17 protein-coding genes are annotated in these 19,072 nt (G+C 71.4%); all 17 read right to left on the bottom strand.

From position 1 onward, the window contains the following. Nucleotides 1-105: 105 nt before the first annotated feature. The 17 genes from PSU4_RS27620 to PSU4_RS27540 all read right to left on the bottom strand — a co-directional run bounded on the left by PSU4_RS27620 (nucleotide 106) and on the right by PSU4_RS27540 (nucleotide 18,725). The gene (locus tag PSU4_RS27620) at nucleotides 106-1,323 is read right to left on the bottom strand and encodes an amidohydrolase family protein (RefSeq protein ID WP_147114776.1); all 1,218 of its coding nucleotides are present in this window, start codon (nucleotides 1,321-1,323) and stop codon (nucleotides 106-108) included. A 29-nt stretch (nucleotides 1,324-1,352) separates the two neighbouring features. Next, nucleotides 1,353-1,649 (bottom strand): hypothetical protein, encoded by a 297-nt coding sequence (locus PSU4_RS27615; protein ID WP_147114773.1) that lies wholly within the window; start codon nucleotides 1,647-1,649, stop codon nucleotides 1,353-1,355. After that, nucleotides 1,636-3,315 carry an MFS transporter gene (locus PSU4_RS27610; protein ID WP_246115391.1) on the bottom strand — a complete coding sequence of 560 codons (1,680 nt, stop codon included), beginning with the start codon at nucleotides 3,313-3,315 and terminating at the stop codon, nucleotides 1,636-1,638. The genes PSU4_RS27615 and PSU4_RS27610 overlap by 14 nt, the downstream gene beginning before the upstream one ends. Nucleotides 3,316-3,331: 16 nt before the next feature. Continuing rightward, entirely contained in the window at nucleotides 3,332-4,258 is a 927-nt protein-coding gene (locus PSU4_RS27605) for an ABC transporter permease (RefSeq protein ID WP_147114767.1), read from the bottom strand. A 3-nt stretch (nucleotides 4,259-4,261) separates the two neighbouring features. After that, the gene (locus PSU4_RS27600; protein ID WP_147114765.1) at nucleotides 4,262-5,188 is read right to left on the bottom strand and encodes an ABC transporter permease; all 927 of its coding nucleotides are present in this window, start codon (nucleotides 5,186-5,188) and stop codon (nucleotides 4,262-4,264) included. A gap of 3 nt (nucleotides 5,189-5,191) precedes the next feature. Next, complete coding sequence (locus PSU4_RS27595; protein WP_147114762.1) at nucleotides 5,192-6,058, bottom strand: enoyl-CoA hydratase/isomerase family protein; 867 nt, start codon at nucleotides 6,056-6,058, stop codon at nucleotides 5,192-5,194. Continuing rightward, a complete protein-coding gene (locus PSU4_RS27590; RefSeq protein ID WP_147114759.1) occupies nucleotides 6,055-7,134 on the bottom strand; it encodes an ABC transporter ATP-binding protein in 1,080 nt (359 codons plus the stop codon). Before PSU4_RS27590 ends, PSU4_RS27595 begins: the two co-directional genes overlap by 4 nt. Then, complete coding sequence (locus PSU4_RS27585; protein WP_246115390.1) at nucleotides 7,134-8,159, bottom strand: ABC transporter ATP-binding protein; 1,026 nt, start codon at nucleotides 8,157-8,159, stop codon at nucleotides 7,134-7,136. Before PSU4_RS27585 ends, PSU4_RS27590 begins: the two co-directional genes overlap by 1 nt. Next, nucleotides 8,156-9,766 carry an AMP-binding protein gene (locus tag PSU4_RS27580; RefSeq protein WP_147114756.1) on the bottom strand — a complete coding sequence of 537 codons (1,611 nt, stop codon included), beginning with the start codon at nucleotides 9,764-9,766 and terminating at the stop codon, nucleotides 8,156-8,158. Before PSU4_RS27580 ends, PSU4_RS27585 begins: the two co-directional genes overlap by 4 nt. 28 nt (nucleotides 9,767-9,794) lie before the next feature. After that, a complete protein-coding gene (locus tag PSU4_RS27575; RefSeq protein ID WP_147114781.1) occupies nucleotides 9,795-10,904 on the bottom strand; it encodes an acyl-CoA dehydrogenase family protein in 1,110 nt (369 codons plus the stop codon). A 17-nt stretch (nucleotides 10,905-10,921) separates the two neighbouring features. Then, nucleotides 10,922-11,809: an SDR family oxidoreductase gene (locus PSU4_RS27570; protein ID WP_147114753.1), complete on the bottom strand. Its 888-nt coding sequence runs from the start codon at nucleotides 11,807-11,809 to the stop codon at nucleotides 10,922-10,924. Further along, a complete protein-coding gene (locus PSU4_RS27565) occupies nucleotides 11,806-13,449 on the bottom strand; it encodes an AMP-binding protein (RefSeq protein WP_147114750.1) in 1,644 nt (547 codons plus the stop codon). Before PSU4_RS27565 ends, PSU4_RS27570 begins: the two co-directional genes overlap by 4 nt. After that, entirely contained in the window at nucleotides 13,446-14,675 is a 1,230-nt protein-coding gene (locus PSU4_RS27560; protein ID WP_222596418.1) for an acyl-CoA dehydrogenase family protein, read from the bottom strand. The genes PSU4_RS27565 and PSU4_RS27560 overlap by 4 nt, the downstream gene beginning before the upstream one ends. A 29-nt stretch (nucleotides 14,676-14,704) precedes the next feature. Next, nucleotides 14,705-15,103: a Zn-ribbon domain-containing OB-fold protein gene (locus PSU4_RS27555; RefSeq protein ID WP_147114746.1), complete on the bottom strand. Its 399-nt coding sequence runs from the start codon at nucleotides 15,101-15,103 to the stop codon at nucleotides 14,705-14,707. Then, nucleotides 15,100-16,263 (bottom strand): acetyl-CoA acetyltransferase, encoded by a 1,164-nt coding sequence (locus tag PSU4_RS27550; protein WP_147114743.1) that lies wholly within the window; start codon nucleotides 16,261-16,263, stop codon nucleotides 15,100-15,102. The genes PSU4_RS27555 and PSU4_RS27550 overlap by 4 nt, the downstream gene beginning before the upstream one ends. A gap of 117 nt (nucleotides 16,264-16,380) precedes the next feature. Beyond that, nucleotides 16,381-17,238 (bottom strand): amidohydrolase family protein, encoded by an 858-nt coding sequence (locus PSU4_RS27545; RefSeq protein WP_147114740.1) that lies wholly within the window; start codon nucleotides 17,236-17,238, stop codon nucleotides 16,381-16,383. Next, a complete protein-coding gene (locus tag PSU4_RS27540; protein ID WP_186817220.1) occupies nucleotides 17,235-18,725 on the bottom strand; it encodes an AMP-binding protein in 1,491 nt (496 codons plus the stop codon). Before PSU4_RS27540 ends, PSU4_RS27545 begins: the two co-directional genes overlap by 4 nt. Nucleotides 18,726-19,072 lie beyond the last annotated feature (347 nt).

Raw genomic sequence — 19,072 nt, 5'->3', positions numbered from 1 at the left:
CAGAGCGCCTGATGAAACGCCACGTCATCGCCGCGGGCGACGACCTCATCACCCACCTGGAGTCGGTGGGCGTCGAGTTCCGCTGACCGGGGTACCGGCCCCGGGTCACAGCCCGAAGAGCTTGCGGGCGTTCTCCCCCAGGATGTTGCGACGTGCCGTCTCGGTGAGGAACGGCAGCCCCGCGATGCGACCGGGGGTGTCGAAGTCCCAGTGCGGCCAGTCCGACGAGTACAGCAGCTGGTTCTCCGCGTCCATCGCCCGGAACGTCGACTCGAGCAGGGTCAGGTCGTCGGCCTCCATGGGCTGGGCCGTGAAGTACATGTCGCGGATGTAGTCGCTCGGCAGCTTGCGCAGCAGCGGTGCCTCGGACTGCCGCATCAGGTACGAGTGGTCGAGGCGCTGCATCATGAACGGCACCCAGGCGAGGCCGCTCTCCACCCAGATGACCTTGAGACCGGGGAAGCGCTCCGGGATCCCGTTGATCACCCAGTTCGTCAGGTGCGCCATGTTGCACGTGACGAACGACAGTGCGTGCACGGACAGGAACCGGTTCATGGTGCTCGACCACGTGTCGTTGCGCCGCGGGCCGGCATGGAACGCCAGCGGCATCCCGCGTCGCTCGAGCTCGCGGTAGAGCGGGAAGTACGCGCTGCGGTACACCCCCGCGTGCCGCTGGCTCGTCACCATGAACCCCAGCACTCCCGGCGCGTCGGCGAACTCCTCGACCGTCCGCAGCGAGGCCGCGGGGTCCTCGAAGGGAAGCGCGACGAACGCCTTGATCCGGTCGTCACCGGGCAGGATCGTCTCGACCATCCAGGTGGTGTAGGCGTGGAGCAGTTCCTGGGCGACGTCGGGGTAGGGATGGTTGCCGATCTGCAGCAACAGCTGCGGGAACACGACCTGGACGTCGATCCCCATCGAGTCCATAGCCCGGCGGACCAGGGTGACGTCGCGATGCACGGAGGCGTCGTCGACCTCCTCCTTGAGACCGGACTGGTGCGGGATGCGACCCATCGCGTCCTGCCAGTTCAGACCCGGCGTGCTGTGGGTCATCGCGACCTTCGGCGACTGGTTCGCGGCACTCTGCCGGGCGTTGTAGCGGATCACGGGGTTGTCGATGTACTCGATGACCTCGGTCCACGACTCCGACTCGACGTGGTGCGCGTCGACGTCGACGATGAAGTAGTCGTCGAGGCCGTAGCGGGAGATGTCGCGCCGCGCGTTGGCGAGGACCTCTCGGGTGTCGGTGAACTTGGTGATCTCCTGCGTCTCCCGTGGCACCACCCGTGCCGCCGCCGGGGAACGCCCGTCGAGCTGGGTCATCCGATGTCTCCTCTCGGTCGGCGCGGCCTTCACCGGCCGTCGGGCGTGCGGTCGAGCCACAGCTGCAGGTCGAACGGGTTGAGGTGCTGCGCGCGCATGAGTGCCGCCACGACGGTGACCGCCTCCGTCGCGGTGACCTGGGTGCCGTCGATCGGCTCGGCGAGCTCGCCGAGCTCGTCGGACCGGGCGTAGAGCCGGACGGCCGCGGCGAGCAGGTCGCGCACCTGCTCGGGCGGGGGGCACGTGTCCTCCATCGTGGCCGCGGCACCTGCCGCGGCCACGGCGCCGGTCAGGTCGACGTCGTGCGACGGGTCAGATCCGGACATAGACGCCCCCGTCCGACTCGTTGACGTCGTAGCGGGTGAGGCCGATCGCGTCGATGCCGGCGTGTCGCCCGGTGGTCAGGCTGTACTCGTAGCCGTGCCACGGGCACACGATGTGCGGATCACCGTCGTCGAAATAGAGGTCGTTGCGGTCCGACCCGTGATCGAGCACCTCCGCCACCCGGGGGATCAGCCTGCCCTGGCAGACCGGTCCGCCCTGGTGCGCGCACGTGTTGTCGTAGGCGTAGAGCGCACCCTGGAAACGGAACACGCCCACCGTGCGGTCGTCGACGTCCACCACCAGCCGGCCGCCTTCGGGGATCTGGTCGCTGTCTGCGACCCGCGTCGGAGCGCTCTTCGAGATCGTCACGGTCGCACTCCTCCAGTTTGGGATACGGAATACTGTCTTGCCGAGACTAGGTCCCGGCGTTCGCACCGTCAAGCGACCGGCCGCCGGGTCACGCCGGGCCCACCAGCCGGCCGCCAGCGCGGTGACACTGATCAGGCAGATCGCCGGCCGAGGCCCCAGCAGCTCGGCCAACGCGCCGTCGAGCAGCGATGCCAGCGGACGCGTGCCCATGAACGCGACACCCCACAGCGCCATGACGCGGCCGCGGAACACCTCCGGAACGTCCTGCTGGAGCTGGCTCGTCAGCGACGACGAGGCAGCCAGCAGCCCCAGGCCACCGACGAAGGCGGCGACCGACGCGGCCCAGGCCGTCGGCCCGACACCCACACCGAACATGCCCAGGGCCACCACGACGGCACCCACCGCACCCGTTCGCCGCAGGCCCCACCTGCGGCGCAGCGGACGCAGTGCCACGATGGCGACGACCGAGCCGGCGCCGAATGCCGAACCCAGGACGCCCACGAACGTGTCCGAGGCCCCGAGGGTGCGGGCGAGCGAGGGCGTCACGGTGATGACGGGATCGACGGCCAGGCTCAGCGCGGCGACGGCCCAGAGCGCGCGGGAGACGTCGGGACGCCCCCGCACGAAGCGCAACCCCTCCCGGAAGCTGCCGGTGTCGCCCTCGTCCCCGTCGCGACGCGGTTCGTCCAGGCGCAGGAACAACATGACGAGCACGAACATCGCGTAACCGGCGCAGGTGAACCAGCAGGCCGCCACCGCGCCCAACGAACCGGTGATCGCGGCGCCGAGCGCCGGCCCGACCGCCCGCGCGATGTTCCACGTCACCGACCCGAGCGCGACCGCCTGGTGCAGGTCGGGCGCGGGCACGAGGTGCGGCACGATCGCCATCTGCGCCGGCGACGTGAGCCCCGACGACACACCCAGCAGCGCCGACGCGACCAGGATGGGCCACGGACCGGTCGAGCCGTCGCCGACGATGCCGATCCACAGCGCCAGACCGCCACAGCTGAGTGCGGAGAGGGTGCGGCCGAGGATCAGCAGCCTGCGGCGGTCGGTCCGGTCCGAGAGCACACCGGCCCACGGCGCGAGCACGAGCGACCCCGCGAACGTCACCGCGCCCGTGAGCCCGACCCACACGACCGAGCCGGTGTGCTGGTACACCAGCACGGCGGCGGTCACCGTGTAGAGCCAGATGCCCGTCGCCGCGAAGAGGTTGCCGACGAAGTACGGGCCGTACACCGGGTCGAGCAGCAGCCTCAGGCTGCTCCGCCCGGGGTCGTCGTCGGCGGGCGCGTTCATCGCCACGGGAGCGACATCAACTCCTCCGCAGCTTCGAGTCGAGCGCGTCGCGCAGCGAGTCGCCCATCACGTTCACGGCGAGGACGAACAGCATGATCATGACGCTCGGGAAGGTGCTCACCCACCAGCCCTGCACGAGCACCCCACGGCCGGCGTTGGTCATCGCGCCCCATTCGGCCGTCGGCGGCTGCACCCCGACGCCGAGGAAGCTGATCGACGCCGCGTAGAGCACCGCGTAGGCGAGGTAGAGCGTCGTCATGACGATCACGGGAGCGACGACGTTGGGCAGGATGTGCCGTCGCAGGATCCACGTCGAACGACACCCGACCGCGCGGGCGGCCAGCACGTAGTCGGTGTTGACGACGCCCAGCACGGCCCCACGCGTCACGCGGGCGAAGGTCGGCACCCCGGCCACGCCGACCGCGACGATCACGCTCAGCATGCCCCGGCCCATCACGGCCGCCAGCGCGAGCGCCAGTACGAGCCCCGGGAACGCCAGCAGCACGTCCATGACCCGCATCAGGACCGAGTCGGTCGGCCCGCGGAAGTAGCCGGCGAGCAGGCCGATCAACGTCCCCACGACCGCCGAGATCGCCACGCACGAGAAGCCGACGACGAGCGACAGACGGCTTCCGTAGACGACCCGCGACAGGATGTCGCGACCGAAGTCGTCGGTCCCCATCGGGTGCGCCCACGACGGCGCGGTGAGTCCCACGTCGGCGTTCACCGCGAGCGGGTCGTACGGCGCGAGCAGCGGCGCCAGCGCCGCCATCAGCAGGAACACCACCAGCAACGAGCCACCGATCCACGTCCCGCGATGCCGCAGGAAGGCCAGGAGCTTCGCGCGCCCGGGGCTCGTCCCCCGTGCGGGCACGACCTCCGGTTCGGCGGTGACCGGCAGCTTCGGATCCGGCATCAGCTCCGGGGTGAGGGAGGTACTCATCCGTCACAGCCTCACTCTCGGGTCGAACCACGCGTAGGAGACGTCGACGGCGATGTTGAGCAGGACGTAGACGGCCGCGACGACCATGAGGGTTCCCTGCAGGAGCGGGAAGTCGCTGCGGGTGATGGACGTCAGCATCAAGGTGCCGAGGCCCTGCCGGTTGAAGATCGTCTCCATGATCACCGTGCCGCCCAGCAGCCGGCCGAACTGCAGGCCGATCAGCGTCAGGACCGGGATGAAGGCGTTCTTCAGCGCGTGCCCGCTGATGATCGTCACCTCTCGCAGGCCCTTCGCCCGCGCCGTGACGATGTACTGCTCGCCCAGCACCTCGAGCATCGCCGAGCGGGTCAGCCGGGCGATGGCGGCCGAGGCCGAGATGCCCAGCACGAGCGCGGGCAGCACGAGATGGGAGAACGAGCCCGAGCCCGACGACGGGAACCAGTGCAGGTTCACCGCGAAGATCAGTACGGCCATCATGCCGAACCAGAACTGCGGGATGGACAGGCCGAACAGCGAGACGCCGATGCTCGCGTTGTCCCACCAGGTCCCCCTGCGGACCGCGGCGACGACACCGAGCGTCACGCCCAGCACCACCGCGATGACGATCGAGGCCCCGGCCAGCGCCGCGGTGTACGGCGCCGCGTCGAGGATCATCTGGGTGACCGGACGACCGGTGAAGATCGAGGTCCCGAGGTCACCGCGCACGGCGTCCCACACGTAGTGCACGTACTGCAGCCACAGCGGGTCGTTGAGGCCGTACCGCTCGCGCAGCTGGTTCACCAGGTCCGGCGGTGCTCCCTGGTCGAAGTTGCTGACCAGCAGCGAGATCGGGTCGCCCGGGGCGAGGTGCAGCAGCAGGAAGGCGATCAGCGCGACGCCGAGCATGATCGGGATGACGGCCACCAGGCGGCGGACGACGTAGGCACCCATCGGTCACCCCCTCGGTTCGGCGGGTTGCGGGCGCGGCCGGCTGCGCGGCCCGCCGGGTTCGGGCAGGAACGGGCCGTCGCGGGCGGTGAGGAACGCGCGCATGTCCCCCTCGGCCAGCAGCCGGGTCAGCTCGGCCATCTCGGGAGCGTCCTTCGCCGCGGTGACGAGTACGGAGAGCATCGCGTTGGCCGACAACGCATTCGCCAGGCCCATCGCGTACATGCCCTGTGTCGTGACCGCCTTGTTGATCCGCAGCGCGTCGGGCGGCAGCAGACCCATCCGGTCGGCGAGCGCCACCGCGGTGGTCAGCACCTCCTCGTCGGGGACGACCTGGTTGACCACCCCGATCCGCAGCGCCTCCGCAGCGTCGAAGTGGTCGCCGGTCAACGCGTAGCGGTGTGCGTTCTTCCACCCCGCCAGCGCGGCGAACAGCACCGACGAGTTCGCGTTCTGCCGGACCTCGGGCTGGCCGAACGTCGCGCTCTGCCCCGCGATCGTCACGTCGGCGCACAGCGCGTACCAGAACCCGCCGCCGAGCGCCCACCCGTTGACCGCGGCGATCACCGGCTTGCCGAGCTCCATGACGTGCATCAGCTTGCGCGGGCCGCGGATGTAGGTGTCCCAACGCCGGCGCAGCAGCTCGGTCGTCGACGACGCCGGCGGTCGCGGGCCCATCTCGTAGCCCGTGCAGAAGGCCCGGCCGGCACCCGTCAGCACGATGGCGCGCACCGCGTCGTCGCCCTCGGCGACGTCGAGCGCTTCGTGCAGCTCCGCCTCCATGTCCTCGGTGAGCGCGTTGAGCGCCTGCGGTCGGTCGAAGGTCAGGACGCAGGTGGTGCCGCGCAGCTCGCGGCCGATGAGCGACGTCATTCCACTCCCCCCGAGTACGCCGGAACCCGCAGGTCGGCATCGGTGTCGATCTCGTCCCAGCGGTGGCAGGCCACGAAGTGTCCGTCGTCGATCTCCACCAGCTCCTGGACCGCCTGCGCGCACGACTCGCGGGCGTGCGGGCAGCGGGTGTGGAAGGGGCAACCGCTCGGGGGGTCCGAGGGGTTGGGGACGTCGCCCTGCAGGACGGTGCGTCTGCGCTGCTTCTCGACGAGGGGGTCCGCCTCCGGCACCGCGGACAGCAGGGCGCGCGTGTACGGGTGGGCGGCCCGGGCGAACAGCACGTCGGCGGGGGCGAGCTCGACGACGCGGCCCAGGTACATCACCGCGACGCGGTCGGCGATGTGTCGGACGACGCTCAGGTCGTGGCTGATGAACAGGTACGTGAGGTCGAGGTCCCGCCGCAGCTCCAGCATGAGGTTCAGGATCTGGGCCTGGATGCTCACGTCCAACGCCGAGACGGCCTCGTCGAAGACGACGAAGCGCGGGTTGAGCGCGAGCGCCCGGGCGATGCCGATGCGCTGCCGCTGGCCCCCGGAGAACTCGTGCGGGTACCGCTCGGCCTGCTCGGCGGTGAGCCCGACGAGATCGAGCAGCTCGAGGACGCGGGCGCGCATGTCCGGCCCGTCGGCGCCGCCGTGGGCCCGCATCGGCTCGGCGATGATGTTGCCCACCGTCATCCGCGGGCTGAGGCTCGAGAAGGGGTCCTGGAACACCATCTGCATGTGCCGACGTGTTCGTCGCAGCTCCTCCGGCCGCAGCGTCGTGAGGTCGACGGAGTCGAAGACGACCCGGCCTCCCGTCGGCTCGTACAGCCGCAGCAGCGCGCGGCCGAGCGTGGTCTTGCCGCAGCCGGACTCCCCGACGAGCCCGAGGATCTCCCCGGCCCGGATCGAGAGCGACACACCGGCGACGGCGTGCACGCGCCCGACCTCACGGTTGAGCAGGCCACCGGTGATCGGGAAGGCGACCTCCAGCCCGTCGATCGTCACCAGGTCCCCGGCGGCCTGGACCGGGGGCGGCGCCACCGGTTTCTGCCGACGCGCCGTCCGGGCCATCACGCCACCTCCGCCGTCGTCGTCCGGGCCCGCCAGGCCTCCGGGGTGACGTCGAGGACGCACGCGGCCGAATGGCCGCCACCCCCGCCCGGGACGTCGACCAGCGGGGGCGCCTCGAGCGCGCAGGTGCCGGTCGCGAACCGGCAGCGGTCGCGGAACGCGCAGCCGCTGGGCAGCCTGGTGAGGTCCGGGGGCGAACCCGGGATCGCCTCGAGCCGGCTCCCCCGCTCCACCTCCACGCGCGGGATCGAACCGAGGAGCCCGCGGGTGTACGGGTGGCTCGGCAGCGCGTACACGTCCTCCACCCGGCCCGACTCGACGACCCGTCCGCCGTACATCACGCAGATCCGGTCGGCCATGCCCGCGACGACGCCGAGGTCGTGGCTGACGATGATCACCGCCATGCCCAGCTCGCGCTGCATCGAGCCGATCAGCTCCAGGATCTGGGCCTGCACGGTGACGTCGAGGGCGGTGGTCGGCTCGTCGGCGATGAGGACCGCCGGCTCACAGCTCAGCGCCATGGCGATCATGACCCGCTGCCGCATCCCGCCGGAGAACTGGTGCGGATAGTCGTCGACCCGGAGGGCCGCCCCGGGAATCCCGACCATTGCGAGGAGCTCGACGGCTCGCTTGCGCGCCGCTCTGCGGTCGAGCTGGCGATGCACCCGCAACGGCTCCATCAGCTGACGCCCCACGGTCAACACCGGGTTCAGCGACTTCATCGGGTCCTGGAAGATCATCCCGATGCGGTTGCCCCGGATCCGGCGCATCCCGGCCTCGTCGAGGTCCAGCAGCTCCTCACCGTCGAACCGGACCGAGCCGCCGGTGGGCCGTTCCAGGCCCATCAGCGACAGCATCGTGACGCTCTTGCCGGACCCGGACTCCCCGACGACCCCGAGGACCTCGCCGACCCCCAGGCTGAACGAGACACCGTCCACCGCGAGCACCTTGCGCTTACCCCGCGTGAACTCGGTTCGCAGGTCGCGGACGTCCAGCAGTGGAGGGGCCATGATCGAGCTCGTCATCCCTGTGCTCCTTCCTCGGCCGGCCGGCGGTGCTCGGCGCGCAGCACCAGCTTCTCGATCTTTCCCGCGTCGTTGCGGGGCAGCCGGTCCACGACGACGACGCGCCGCGGGCACTTGTAGTGGGCGATGCGGTCCCGGCAGAACGCGATCAGCTCGTCGGCGAAGCCGGGACCGGCCCGCGACGACGGCTCGACGAGGGCGAGCACGGACTCGCCCCAGTCCGGGTCGGGCTCGCCGATCACGGCCACGTCCCCCACGCCGGGGTGGGTCAGCAGCGCCTGCTCCACCTCGGCCGGGTAGATGTTCACCCCGCCGGAGATGATGAGGTCGGCCGAGCGGTCGGTGACGAAGAGGTAGCCGTCCTCGTCGAGATGGCCGATGTCGCCGACGGTGAAGTGGTCGCCCCGGTGGCTGTCCGACGTCTTCTCCGGGCTGCCGAAGTAGCTGAACCGGCCCGTCTCGGGCGATCGCAGGTAGATGGTGCCGGTGTGTCCGGGCGGGAGCTCGACGCCGTCGTCGTCGAGGATCCGGACGTGCCCCGGCTCGGCACGACCGACCGTCCCGGGCCTGCGCAGCCAGTCCTCACTCGACACCGACGTCCCGGTCCCTTCGGTGGCCGCGTAGTACTCACAGAGGACCGGCCCCCACCAGTCGATCATCGCCTGCTTCACCGCGACCGGGCACGGTGCGGCACCGTGCCAGACCTGGACGAGGCTCGACACGTCGTAACGTCGCCGCACCTCGGCGGGCAGCACGAGCATGCGGTGGAACATCGTCGGCACCATGTGCGAGTGGCTGATGCGGTGGAGGTCGATCAGGCGCAGGGTCTCCTCCGCCGACCAGCGGTCCATCACGACTGTGCCGACGCCCGCACCGAGCGCCACGGCGGCGTAGCCGAGCGGCCCCGAGTGGTACAGGGGGCCGGTGCACAGGTGGCGCGAGATTCCCGGTTGCATCCGCGGCGGCGGCAGGTGCGGCTGCGGAGCACTCGTCCCGTGCATGAGGTGCACGGTCGGCCGGGTCACGGGCTTGAGCACGCCCTTGGGCCGCCCCGTCGTACCGGACGTGTAGAACATGTAGCGCCCGAGCGACGGCGACTCGACCGGGTCGGCTGCGTGCCGGGCGATGGCCTCGCCGAGCGGCTCGTGACCGGCCACCGGGCCGCCGACCGACAGCCACGTCCGCACGTCCGTCGCGGCCGTCCGGACGTGCTCGGCCGCGGGCGCGAACCGGGTGTGCGCGACCAGTGCCCGCGCCCCGGAGTCGGCGACGACGTAGGCCACCTCGTCGCCGGTCAGGTGCCAGTTCACCGGGGTGAACCGCAGCCCGGTGCGAATGGCGGCCTGGTACACCGCCACGAGCTCCACGCTGTTGGGGAGCAGGACACAGATGCCGTCGCCGGGACGCAGCCCCCGGTCGCGCAGCAACCGGGCGATGCGGTTGGCGTCGGCGTCGAGCTCGGCGAACGACACCTCCCGGTGTGTGTCGGTGACAGCCGTCGTGGCGGGCCGGCGGGCGGCCCAGAACGACAGAGCGGTGCCCGTGGCGGCCGCCGCGAGGTACTCGCGCTCGACGTCGTCGAGCGGCGGGCGTGCAAGATCGGTCATCGTCGACTGACCTTCCGGAGCGCAGGGATCAGATGCCGATGCGGTGGACGAGCAGCTCGCGGTGATAGGCGGCGTCGCCGAACAGGAGCTCGGAGCTCTTCGCCCGCTTGAAGTAGAGGTGGGCGGGGTGCTCCCAGGTGAAACCGATACCGCCGTGCACCTGGATGTTCTCGGCGGTGGCCCGGAAGTAGGTCTCCGAGCAGTAGGCCTTCGCCAGGCAGGCGACGACGGGCAGCTCCCCGTTGTGCTCGTCGGCGCACCACAGCGCGTACTGCATCGCCGCGCGGGCCGACTCGACCTCGACGAGCACCTCGGCGCACTTGTGCTTGATGGCCTGGAACGACCCGATCGGGCGGCCGAACTGGACCCTGACCTTCGCGTACTCCACGGCCATGTCGAGCACGCGCTGTGCCCCGCCGACCTGCTCGGCGGCCAGACCCACGGCCGCGAGATCGAGCACCGCGGTCAGGACCTCGGTGCCGCCACCGTCGGCGCCGACGAGGACGGCCGGGGTGCGGTCGAGCCGGACCGTCGCCTGCCTGCGCGTCTGGTCCAGCGTGTTGAGCGGCGTCCGTGTCAGTCCACGCGCGTCGGCATCGACGGCGAACACCCCGACCCCGGCGTCCGTGCGCGCCGTCACGAGCAGCAGCCCCGCGGTGTGGCCGTCGAGCACGAACGACTTGGTCCCGGTGAGCTCGTGGCCCCCGGCGGCCGGGACGGCGGTGGTCGCGACGACGGCCGGGTCCCAGCTCCCCGCGTCCTCGGTGAACGCGACCGTCGCGAGCAGGTTCCCCTCCGCGATGGGCGGCAACCAGCGCCGCTTGGCCTGCTCGTCGCCGGAGAGCAGCAGCGCGTTGGCGGCGAGGACGACCGTCGGGAAGAACGGGCCGCCCAGCAGGGAACGCCCCATCTCCTCCAGCACGATGCCCAGCTCGACGTGACCGAACCCGGCGCCGCCGTACTCCTCGGGAATGTGCACACCCTGCAGGCCGAGCTGCTGGGCCATCTGCTTCCAGACGCCCTCGTCGTAGCCCGCGTGGGTCGTCATCAGCGCGCGGACGGTGTCCTCGGAGTTCCGGTTCGCGAGGAACTGCCGCACACTCGCGCGCAGGTCGTCGAGCTCGGGGTCGGCGGCCATGGACCGCACGCCGGCGGTCACGCCGAACCCTGCGCGATCAGCCCGGGGACGACGTCACCCAGCTCGGCCGGATCCCACCGGCGGCCGGCATCGGCGACCGGACCCCGCCCCCACTGCTGGACGTACTGGATCTTCGAGCCGGTCACGTAGAAGACCTCCCCGGTCACGTCCTTGGACTCCGGGCTCGCGAGCCAGGCGATCATCGGGGCGACGTTCTCGGGGTCGCGCTCGTCCCACGAGTCGGCCGCGAGCTCGGTCGCGTAGCGCGGCCCGAGGTTCTCCGTCATGCGGGTCAGGCCGCCGGGGGCGACCGCGTTGACGCGCACGCCGTAGCGTCCCAGCTCCTTCGCCGCGATGATCGACAGTGTCGCGATCCCCGACTTCGCCGCGCCGTAGTTGCCCTGGCCGGGGTTGGCGAACAGCCCCGATGTCGACGTCGTGTTGACGACGCTCGCCGCCACCGGCTCGCCCGCCTTGTGCTGGGCGCGCCAGTGCACCGCGGCGAAGTGCAGCGGCGCGAACGTGCCCTTGAGGTGGACCCGGATCACCGCGTCCCACTCGGCCTCGGACATGTTCACGAGCATCCGGTCGCGCAGGTTGCCCGCGTTGTTCACGAGGATGTCGAGTCGTCCGAACGTGTCGACGGCGCGCCCGATCATCGCCTGCGCGTCCGTCCAGTCCGCCACGTCCCCGGTGTCGGCGACCGCCTCCCCGCCGAGCGCGCGGATCTCGTCGACGACGGCCTGCGCGGGACCGCGGTCCGCGCCGTCCCCGTCGAGGGCACCCCCGATGTCGTTGACGACGACGCGGGCGCCCTGGCGGGCGAGCTCCAGCGCGTGTCCACGTCCCACACCCCGGCCTGCGCCGGTGACGACCGCGACCAGGCCGTCGCACAGAAGACTCATCGGCTCGTTCCTCCAGTTCCAGCTGCCGCGCGGGCGCGGTATCTCTCGCGCAGCTCACGTTTGGGCAGCTTCCCGGCATCGGTTCGGGGTAGTGCGGTGACGAAGTGGACTTCCTTGGGGCACTTGAAGTGCGCGATGTGCGTCCGGCAGAAGTGGATGAGGTCGGCGGCCAGGGCGTCGTCGGCCGTGGGCGTCCCGGCCACGGGTTCGACGACGGCGATCACGCGCTCGCCCCACTCGGGGTCGGGCACGCCCAGGACCGCGACGTCGCGCACGGCCGGATGGGTCGTCAGCCGGGCCTCGACCTCGGCCGGGTAGACGTTGACGCCGCCGGTGATGATCAGGTCCGCGACCCGGTCGGTGAGGAAGAGGAACCCGTCCTCGTCGAGGTAGCCGATGTCGCCGAGGGTGTAGTGGTCCCCGCGGTAGCTGCCGGCGGTCTTCTCCGGGCTCTTCAGGTAGGAGAAGCGCTGCGCGGGCGCCTTGATCCAGATCGTGCCGGCGTGTCCGGGCGGGAGCGGCTCGCCGTCCTCGTCGAGGATCAGCACCTTGTCCGGACTCGTCGGCCGGCCCACCGTGCCGGGCCTGCGCAGCCAGTCCTCGCTCGAGACGTAGGTGACCGACCCCTCGGTCGCCGCGTAGTACTCCAGCAGCACCGGACCCCACCAGTCGATCATCGCCTTCTTCAGCGAGACCGGGCACTGCGCGGCACCGTGCCAGACGTACCGCAGGCTCGACACGTCGGCCGCGTCCCGCACGTGCTCGTCGAGCGCGAGCAGCCGGGTGAACATGGTGGGGACCATGTGCGAGTGCGTGATCCGGTGCTCCGCGATCAGCCGCAGCGTCTCCTCGGGCGACCAGTCGTCCATCAGCACGACGCCGACACCCGCCGCGAGGGGAACCGTGAGCGAGACGTTGAGCGGGCCCGCGTGGTAGAGCGGCCCCGTGCACAGGTGGCGCGAGACTCCCGGCTCCATGCGCTGGTCGGGGATCCCGGCACGCGCCATCTCCTCGGGGGTGACCTCGCCGGGTCGGTTCGTGTTGCCGCCCATGCCGTCCGCGCTGGGTGGCGGCAGGTCCCGGACGACGCCCTTCGGCCGCCCCGTCGTTCCCGACGTGTAGAACATCCAACGCCCCCGGACCGGGTCGGGCAGCGCCTGCGGGCTCTCCGCGGCCGCCGCCTCCGCGAGCGGCCGGAAGCCCGGGATCGCGCCCCCGACCGACAGCCGCAGCCGCAGCCGCCCGATCGGGGCCGTCGCGGCGTCGGCCACCTCGGCGAAGCGGTGGTCGGCGACCACGGCGAGAGCCTCGCAGTCGTCCACGACGTAGTGCACCTCGTCGGCCGCGAGGTGCCGGTTGACCGGCACGAAGCGCAACCCGGCCCGCAGCGCCGCGTAGTAGACCACGGCGAGCTCGCACCGGTTGGGCAGCAGGACCGCGACGGCATCCCCCGGGACGAGTCCCGCCCGTCGCAGGACGCGCGCGACGCGGTTGGCCTCGGCGTCGAGCGCGGCGAAGGAACGCTCGCCGTCGGGCGCGGTCACGGCGGGCACGTCGGGCCGGCGCGCCGCCCAGAACGACAGCGTCGTCCCCGTCGCCGACGCGTGCAGGTACTCCTCCGCATCACCGGACGTCGTCATCGCGGGGCCTTGTCCAGGCGTGGTTCCTTCGGCATTCCCAGTACGCGCTCCGCGGCGATGTTGCGCTGCACCTCCGCGGTACCGCCCCAGATCACGCTGCCGCGGTGCCGGAAGAACTCCTCCTGCCAGTAGTCGACGTCGTAGTCGTCGCTACCGTCCGGGACACCGGGACGGATCATCCCGTCGGCGCCGCGCAGGTGCAGGCCCCAGGACCCGACGTCGCGGGCGTACTCCGACCAGAACATCTTGTTGAGCGACACCTGCGGCCCGATCTCCTTGCCCGCCGCCAGCTCCGCCATGGTGCGCAGCCCCTGGTAGCGCAGTATCTCGGTGTGCGTGTAGGACCAGGCGAGCTTCTGGCGCACCAGCGGGTCGGTGACCACGCCGCGGCGCCGCGCCTCCTCGACGAGCTTCCAGAACTGCTTCTCGAACGGGAGGTGCTGGGTGGTGGCATGGCCGCCGCGCTCGTTGCCGAGGGTGGTCATCGTGACCCGCCACCCGTCGTTGAGCCCGCCGATCACGTTGAACAGCGGCGCCCGCATCCCGCTCACGAACGTCTCGGTGAACCCGCTGGCGCCGTTGATCTGCCGGATCGGCCGCAGCTCGATCCCGTTGGGCGAACCGTCGGGCAACGTCATGGGTGCGATGACGTAGGAGATGCCCTTGTGCTTCGACGCGTCGGGATCGGTGCGGCAGAGGATGAAGATCGTGTTGCAGCCGGTGGCACCGGAGGTCCACACCTTCTGGCCGGTGATCACGATCTCGTCACCGTCGACGACGCCGCGCGTGCGCAGCGACGCGAGGTCCGATCCCGCGTCGGGCTCGGAGAAGCCCTGGCAGTAGCGGTCGGTGCCGTCGATGATGCGCGGCAGGAAGTACGCCTTCTGCTCCGGGGTGCCGTGCGCGATGATCGACGGCCCGACCAGCGACTCGCCCATCCCCCGCGTCACCCGCGGCACGTCGGCCCGCGCGAACTCCTCGTTCATCACGGCGACCTCGACGGCCGACAGGCCGCGCCCGCCGTACTCCTCGGGCCAGCCGACGCACATGTAGCCGGCCTCGTGCATCTTCTCCGCCCACGCGGTCACCTCGGGTGAGCCGCTCAGGATCATCGAGCGCTCGCCACCGGGCGGGAAGTCGTAGTCGGGGCGGTTGGCCTCCAGCCAACCGCGTAGCTCGTCGCGGAACGCGCGGGCCCGCGGACCGAGATCGATCTCCATCACCATCAGGAGTTCCTCTTCGTGTCGGTGCGGCGTCAGGCCGGCGTGAACATCGGGAGCTTGCGACCGTCGGACAGCTCGTGCCAGCACACCCGCACGGGCATGCCGACGACGACGTCCTCCGGCGGGCAGCCGACGACGTTGGTCAGCATGCGCACGCCCTCGGCGAGCTCGACGAGCGCGACGGCATAGGGCCCGTCCTCGGCCGCGCGTCCCGGGCCGGGGCGGTGCACGACCGTGACCGCGTAGACCTCCCCGGTCCCGGCGGCGGGCCGCCAGTCGACCTCGCCGTCGCCGTCGAGGTGCGCGGGGGCGACGGCGCGGGGGTACCAGAACGGCCTGTCGCCGGAGTACGGCAGCAGCAGCCGCTCCTCGCGCGTGGCGTCCCAGAACACCGTCGAGTAGTCCGAGACCGGGGGTTCGAGCAGCTTCATCGCGCCGCCTCCGTGCCGAGGACGAGGGTGGCCATCGTCGAGAGGTTGCCGCCCGATCCGTGGGCGACCGCGATCGTCGGGTCCGCGACCTGCCGCGCGCCGCATTCGCCGCGGAGCTGCCGGACCGCCTCGACGATCAGGAACATCCCGTACTGGCCGGGGTGGGTGTAGGACAGGCCGCCGCCGTTGGTGTTGGTCGGCAGCGCCCCGCCCGGGCCGAGCCTGCCGTCCTCGGCGAAGGCGCCGCCCTCGCCCTTGGCGCAGAACCCGAGATCCTCGAGATGCAGCAACGTCGTGATGGTGAAGCTGTCGTACCCCATCAGGACGTCGACGTCGTCCGGCTTGATCCCCGCCATGGCGAACGCGGCGGGACCGGACACGGCGCCGGCGGTCGTCGTCAGGTCGGGCATCTGCGACATCGACTGCCCGTGGTCGGCGTAGGTGGCCGCGCCGAGGAGGTAGACCGGCGGCCGCGCCAGGTCGCGGGCCCGGTCGGCCGAGGTCAGCACGAACGCCCCCGCACCGTCGGTGACCAGGCAGCAGTCGAGCAGGTGCAACGGCGACGCCTGCATCGGGGAGTCGAGCACCTCAACGATCGTCAGCGGAGCGCGGTGGCGCGCCCGCGGGTTGAGCTCGGCCCACCGCCGGGTGTCGACGGCGATCTGCGCGAGCTGCTCGGACGTCGTGCCGTACGTGGCCATGTGCCTGCTCGCGGCGAGCGCGTAGGCGCCCATGGGCTCGCGCAGCCCGTAGCCGGCCTCCCACTCGGCGGCGGGCCGGGGCGGGTACGCGCCGCCGCGGGTGCGGCCGTGCCTGCGGTCGCTGCGCGGCGTCGCCTCGTAGACGCCGACGACGACCTCGCAGAGGCCGGCGGCGATGGCCGCCGCCGCGTGCTCGACGTGGATCTCGAAGCTCGAGCCGCCGATGGCGGTGCCCTCGTAGAAGCGCGGACGGATGCCGAGGTACTCGGCGAGTGCCGACGGTGGCGCCGCGCAGCACAGACCGTCGACATCGGACGGGCGCAGCCCCGCGTCGGCGAGCGCCTCCCGGATCATCCGCGCCTCGAGCTCGAACCCGAACGTGTCGAGCTCGCCGGTCGGCGACACGGCATCGGCAACGCCCACGAGCGCCGCCGTCCCGCGCAGGGACCGGTCGGTCATGCTGTCGCTCCCTCGTCCAGGCGGGACGCGCGACCTGTCGGCCGGACGCAGGCGCCGAGAATAGAATTTATTCGACAGGCTGGCAACGATCAGCTCCTTTACTGGGGACGACCGGCCTCAGGCCTGCAGGCCCAGGTACCGGACGGCGTTCTCCTTGAGCAGCAACGACCGCACCGAGTCCCGGAACCCGGCGGTCTCGAAGTCCTCGAGCCAGCGGTCCGGCGCGAGCATCGGGTAGTCGCTCCCGAACAGCACCTTGTCCTTCAGGACGGTGTTGGCCTGCTGGACGAGCTGGGGCGGGAAGTACTTCGGCGACCATCCCGACAGGTCGATGTACACGTTCGCCTTGTGACCCGCGATCGCCAGCGCCTCGTCCTGCCACGGCACCGACGGGTGGGCCATCAGGATCGTGAGCTCCGGGAAGTCGGCCGCGACGTCGTCGATGTGCATCGGGTTCGAGTACTTCAGCTTGATCCCGCCGCCGCCCGGCGTGCGGGCCCCGATCGCGGTCTGCCCGGTGTGGAACACGATGCGCAGGCCCGCCCCGGCGATCCGCTCGTACAGCGGGTAGAACCGGCGGTCGTCGGGGAAGAAGGCCTGGGTCGACGGGTGGAACTTGAACCCGCGCACGTGACCGGCCGCGATGAGCCGGTCCACCTCGTCGAGCGCGACCCGACCCTTCCACGGATCGACGCTCGCGAACGGGATGAGCACGTCGGGGTGGCGCAGCGCCCCCTCGACGACGTCGTCGTTGGGGATCGGGCGGCGCCCCGACACCGTCTCGGTGTCCACGGGGAACACCACCGCCACCATCCGGCGCGCGCGGTAGTGGGCCGCCACGTCGTCGACGGTCACCGCCCGTCCCGTCCGCACCTCGTTGCCGGGTTCGACCGCTCCCGCGGTGGCATCCTGCACGGGCGTGGGCCGCGTGACGTGGGCGTGGACGTCGATCGCGACGGCGTCGAGGAGGTTCATGCGGTGCGCTCCCCGACCTCGCGCTCGACGACCAGAGCCGGCCGCCGGATCTTGCCGACGTCGTCGCGCGGCAGCTCCGGCAGCCACTCGAACGTCTTGGGCACCTTGGGCGCCGCGAGCCGCTCACGGCAGTGGAGCACCAGCTGGGAGTCGGTCGGGCGCCGCTCCCCCGGCACGAGCAACGCGTGCACGCGACGGCCCCATTCGGCGTCCCGCAGCCCGATGACCACGGCGTCACTGACGTCCGGATGCTCCAGCAGGGCCGCTTCGACCTCGCTCGCGTACACGTTCACCCCGCCACTGACGATCATGTCCGTGCGCCGGTCGGCGATGAACAGGTAGCCGTCGTCGTCGAGATGCCCGAGGTCGCCGATGCTCACCGACCCGTCGGGAGCCGTGCGGGGCTCGTGCCCGCCGAGGTAGTGGAACGCGGGCGGGCCCGCGGTGGCGAAGTGGATCTCCCCGACCGTCCCCGGCGGGCAGGCGTTCCCGTGCTCGTCGAGGATGCGGATCTCGCAGTCGGGTCCGCCACGGCCGACCGTGCCCGGACGGGCCAGCCATTCGTCACCCCGGCACGTCGCCGAGCCGGCCGACTCGGTCGAACCGTAGGACTCGAAGACCCGCTCGGGGCCCAGCCGCTCGATCCAGAAGCGCTTGACGTCGGGCGGGCACGCGCCACCGGTGTGCAGGACCGCCTCGACCGACGACAGGTCGGCCGTGGTCACGGCGGGATGGCGGGCCATCCGGCGCAGCATGGTCGGGACCGCGACGGTGAACTGGATGCCGTGCCGCTCGATCGCGGCCAGCGCGGCGCCCGGGTCGAACCGGCGCATCACGAACAGCGTGTGCTCCTCGAACAGCCCGCGATGGGAGAAGAAGAAGCCCACGGTGTGGTAGAGCGCCCCGACGACGAGGTGTCGCCGGCCGTACCCGAAGCCGATCCGCCCGACCTTGGACGCCGAGTACTCGTGCGGCACGGCCGACCAGGGCCTGCGGTCGACGATGAGCTTCGGCAGGCCGGTCGTCCCGCCGCTGGTGGTCGCGCGTCCGGGGCAGGAGACGACGTCGGGCAGCGGGTCGGGTGACTCCGCGTCGAGCGCACCGTCGAACTCGCGGGAGCCGAGCACCGGGCAGGGTGCCGGCCAGCCGCCGACCATCAGCTCGGGCGTGCGCACGGCGAGCAGCGCGACGCGCTCGCGGTCGGGCACCGTGGGGCGCACCGGCATCGCGCAGGCGCCGAGCTTCCACGCGCCGAGGGCGGCGACGTAGTGCTCGATCGAGTTGGGGAAGGAGATCCCGACGAAGGAGCCCCGCTCGACGCCGCGGCGGGCGAAGGCACGGGCGGCCCGGTTCGACCGTTCGTCGAGCGCCCGCCAGGTCATCGTCTCCACGGTGTCCGCCCCGTCGAGCAGCACGATCGCGGTCTCCTCGGGGCGCCGGGCGGCGATGTCGGCCACCCGGCTGCCGTGCGAGATCGCCTCGGTCACCGGCTCACCTCCTCGTCGAAACGGTATCCCGTATTCGAAACCTACGAAGCTGCGGCACACTCTGTCAAGTCCGGAAGTCGGGACCCACGCCACGCATCTCCGCGATGACGAGGGGCAACGTTGGCGTTAAGCTGCGTACGGTATACGAATCACTATCAGGGTGGGAGTTCGTCGTGAGCACGCTTGACCTCTCGACCGAGACGGTGCCGGGGGCGAAGGTCAGCCGGGTGCCGCTGGGACGACAGATCGCCAACGTCGTCCGCAGCGACATCCTGTACGGCCGTCTGAGATCCGGGACGCGGGTGGGCCAGCAGGAGCTGTGCGAGCGCTACGGCACCAGCCGGATG

Origin of the sequence: Pseudonocardia sulfidoxydans NBRC 16205, assembly GCF_007989085.1 — a bacterium.
GTDB lineage: Bacteria > Actinomycetota > Actinomycetes > Mycobacteriales > Pseudonocardiaceae > Pseudonocardia > Pseudonocardia sulfidoxydans.
The sequence above is the reverse complement of the archived record's forward strand: the minus strand, read 5'-3'. Positions and strand labels throughout refer to the sequence as shown.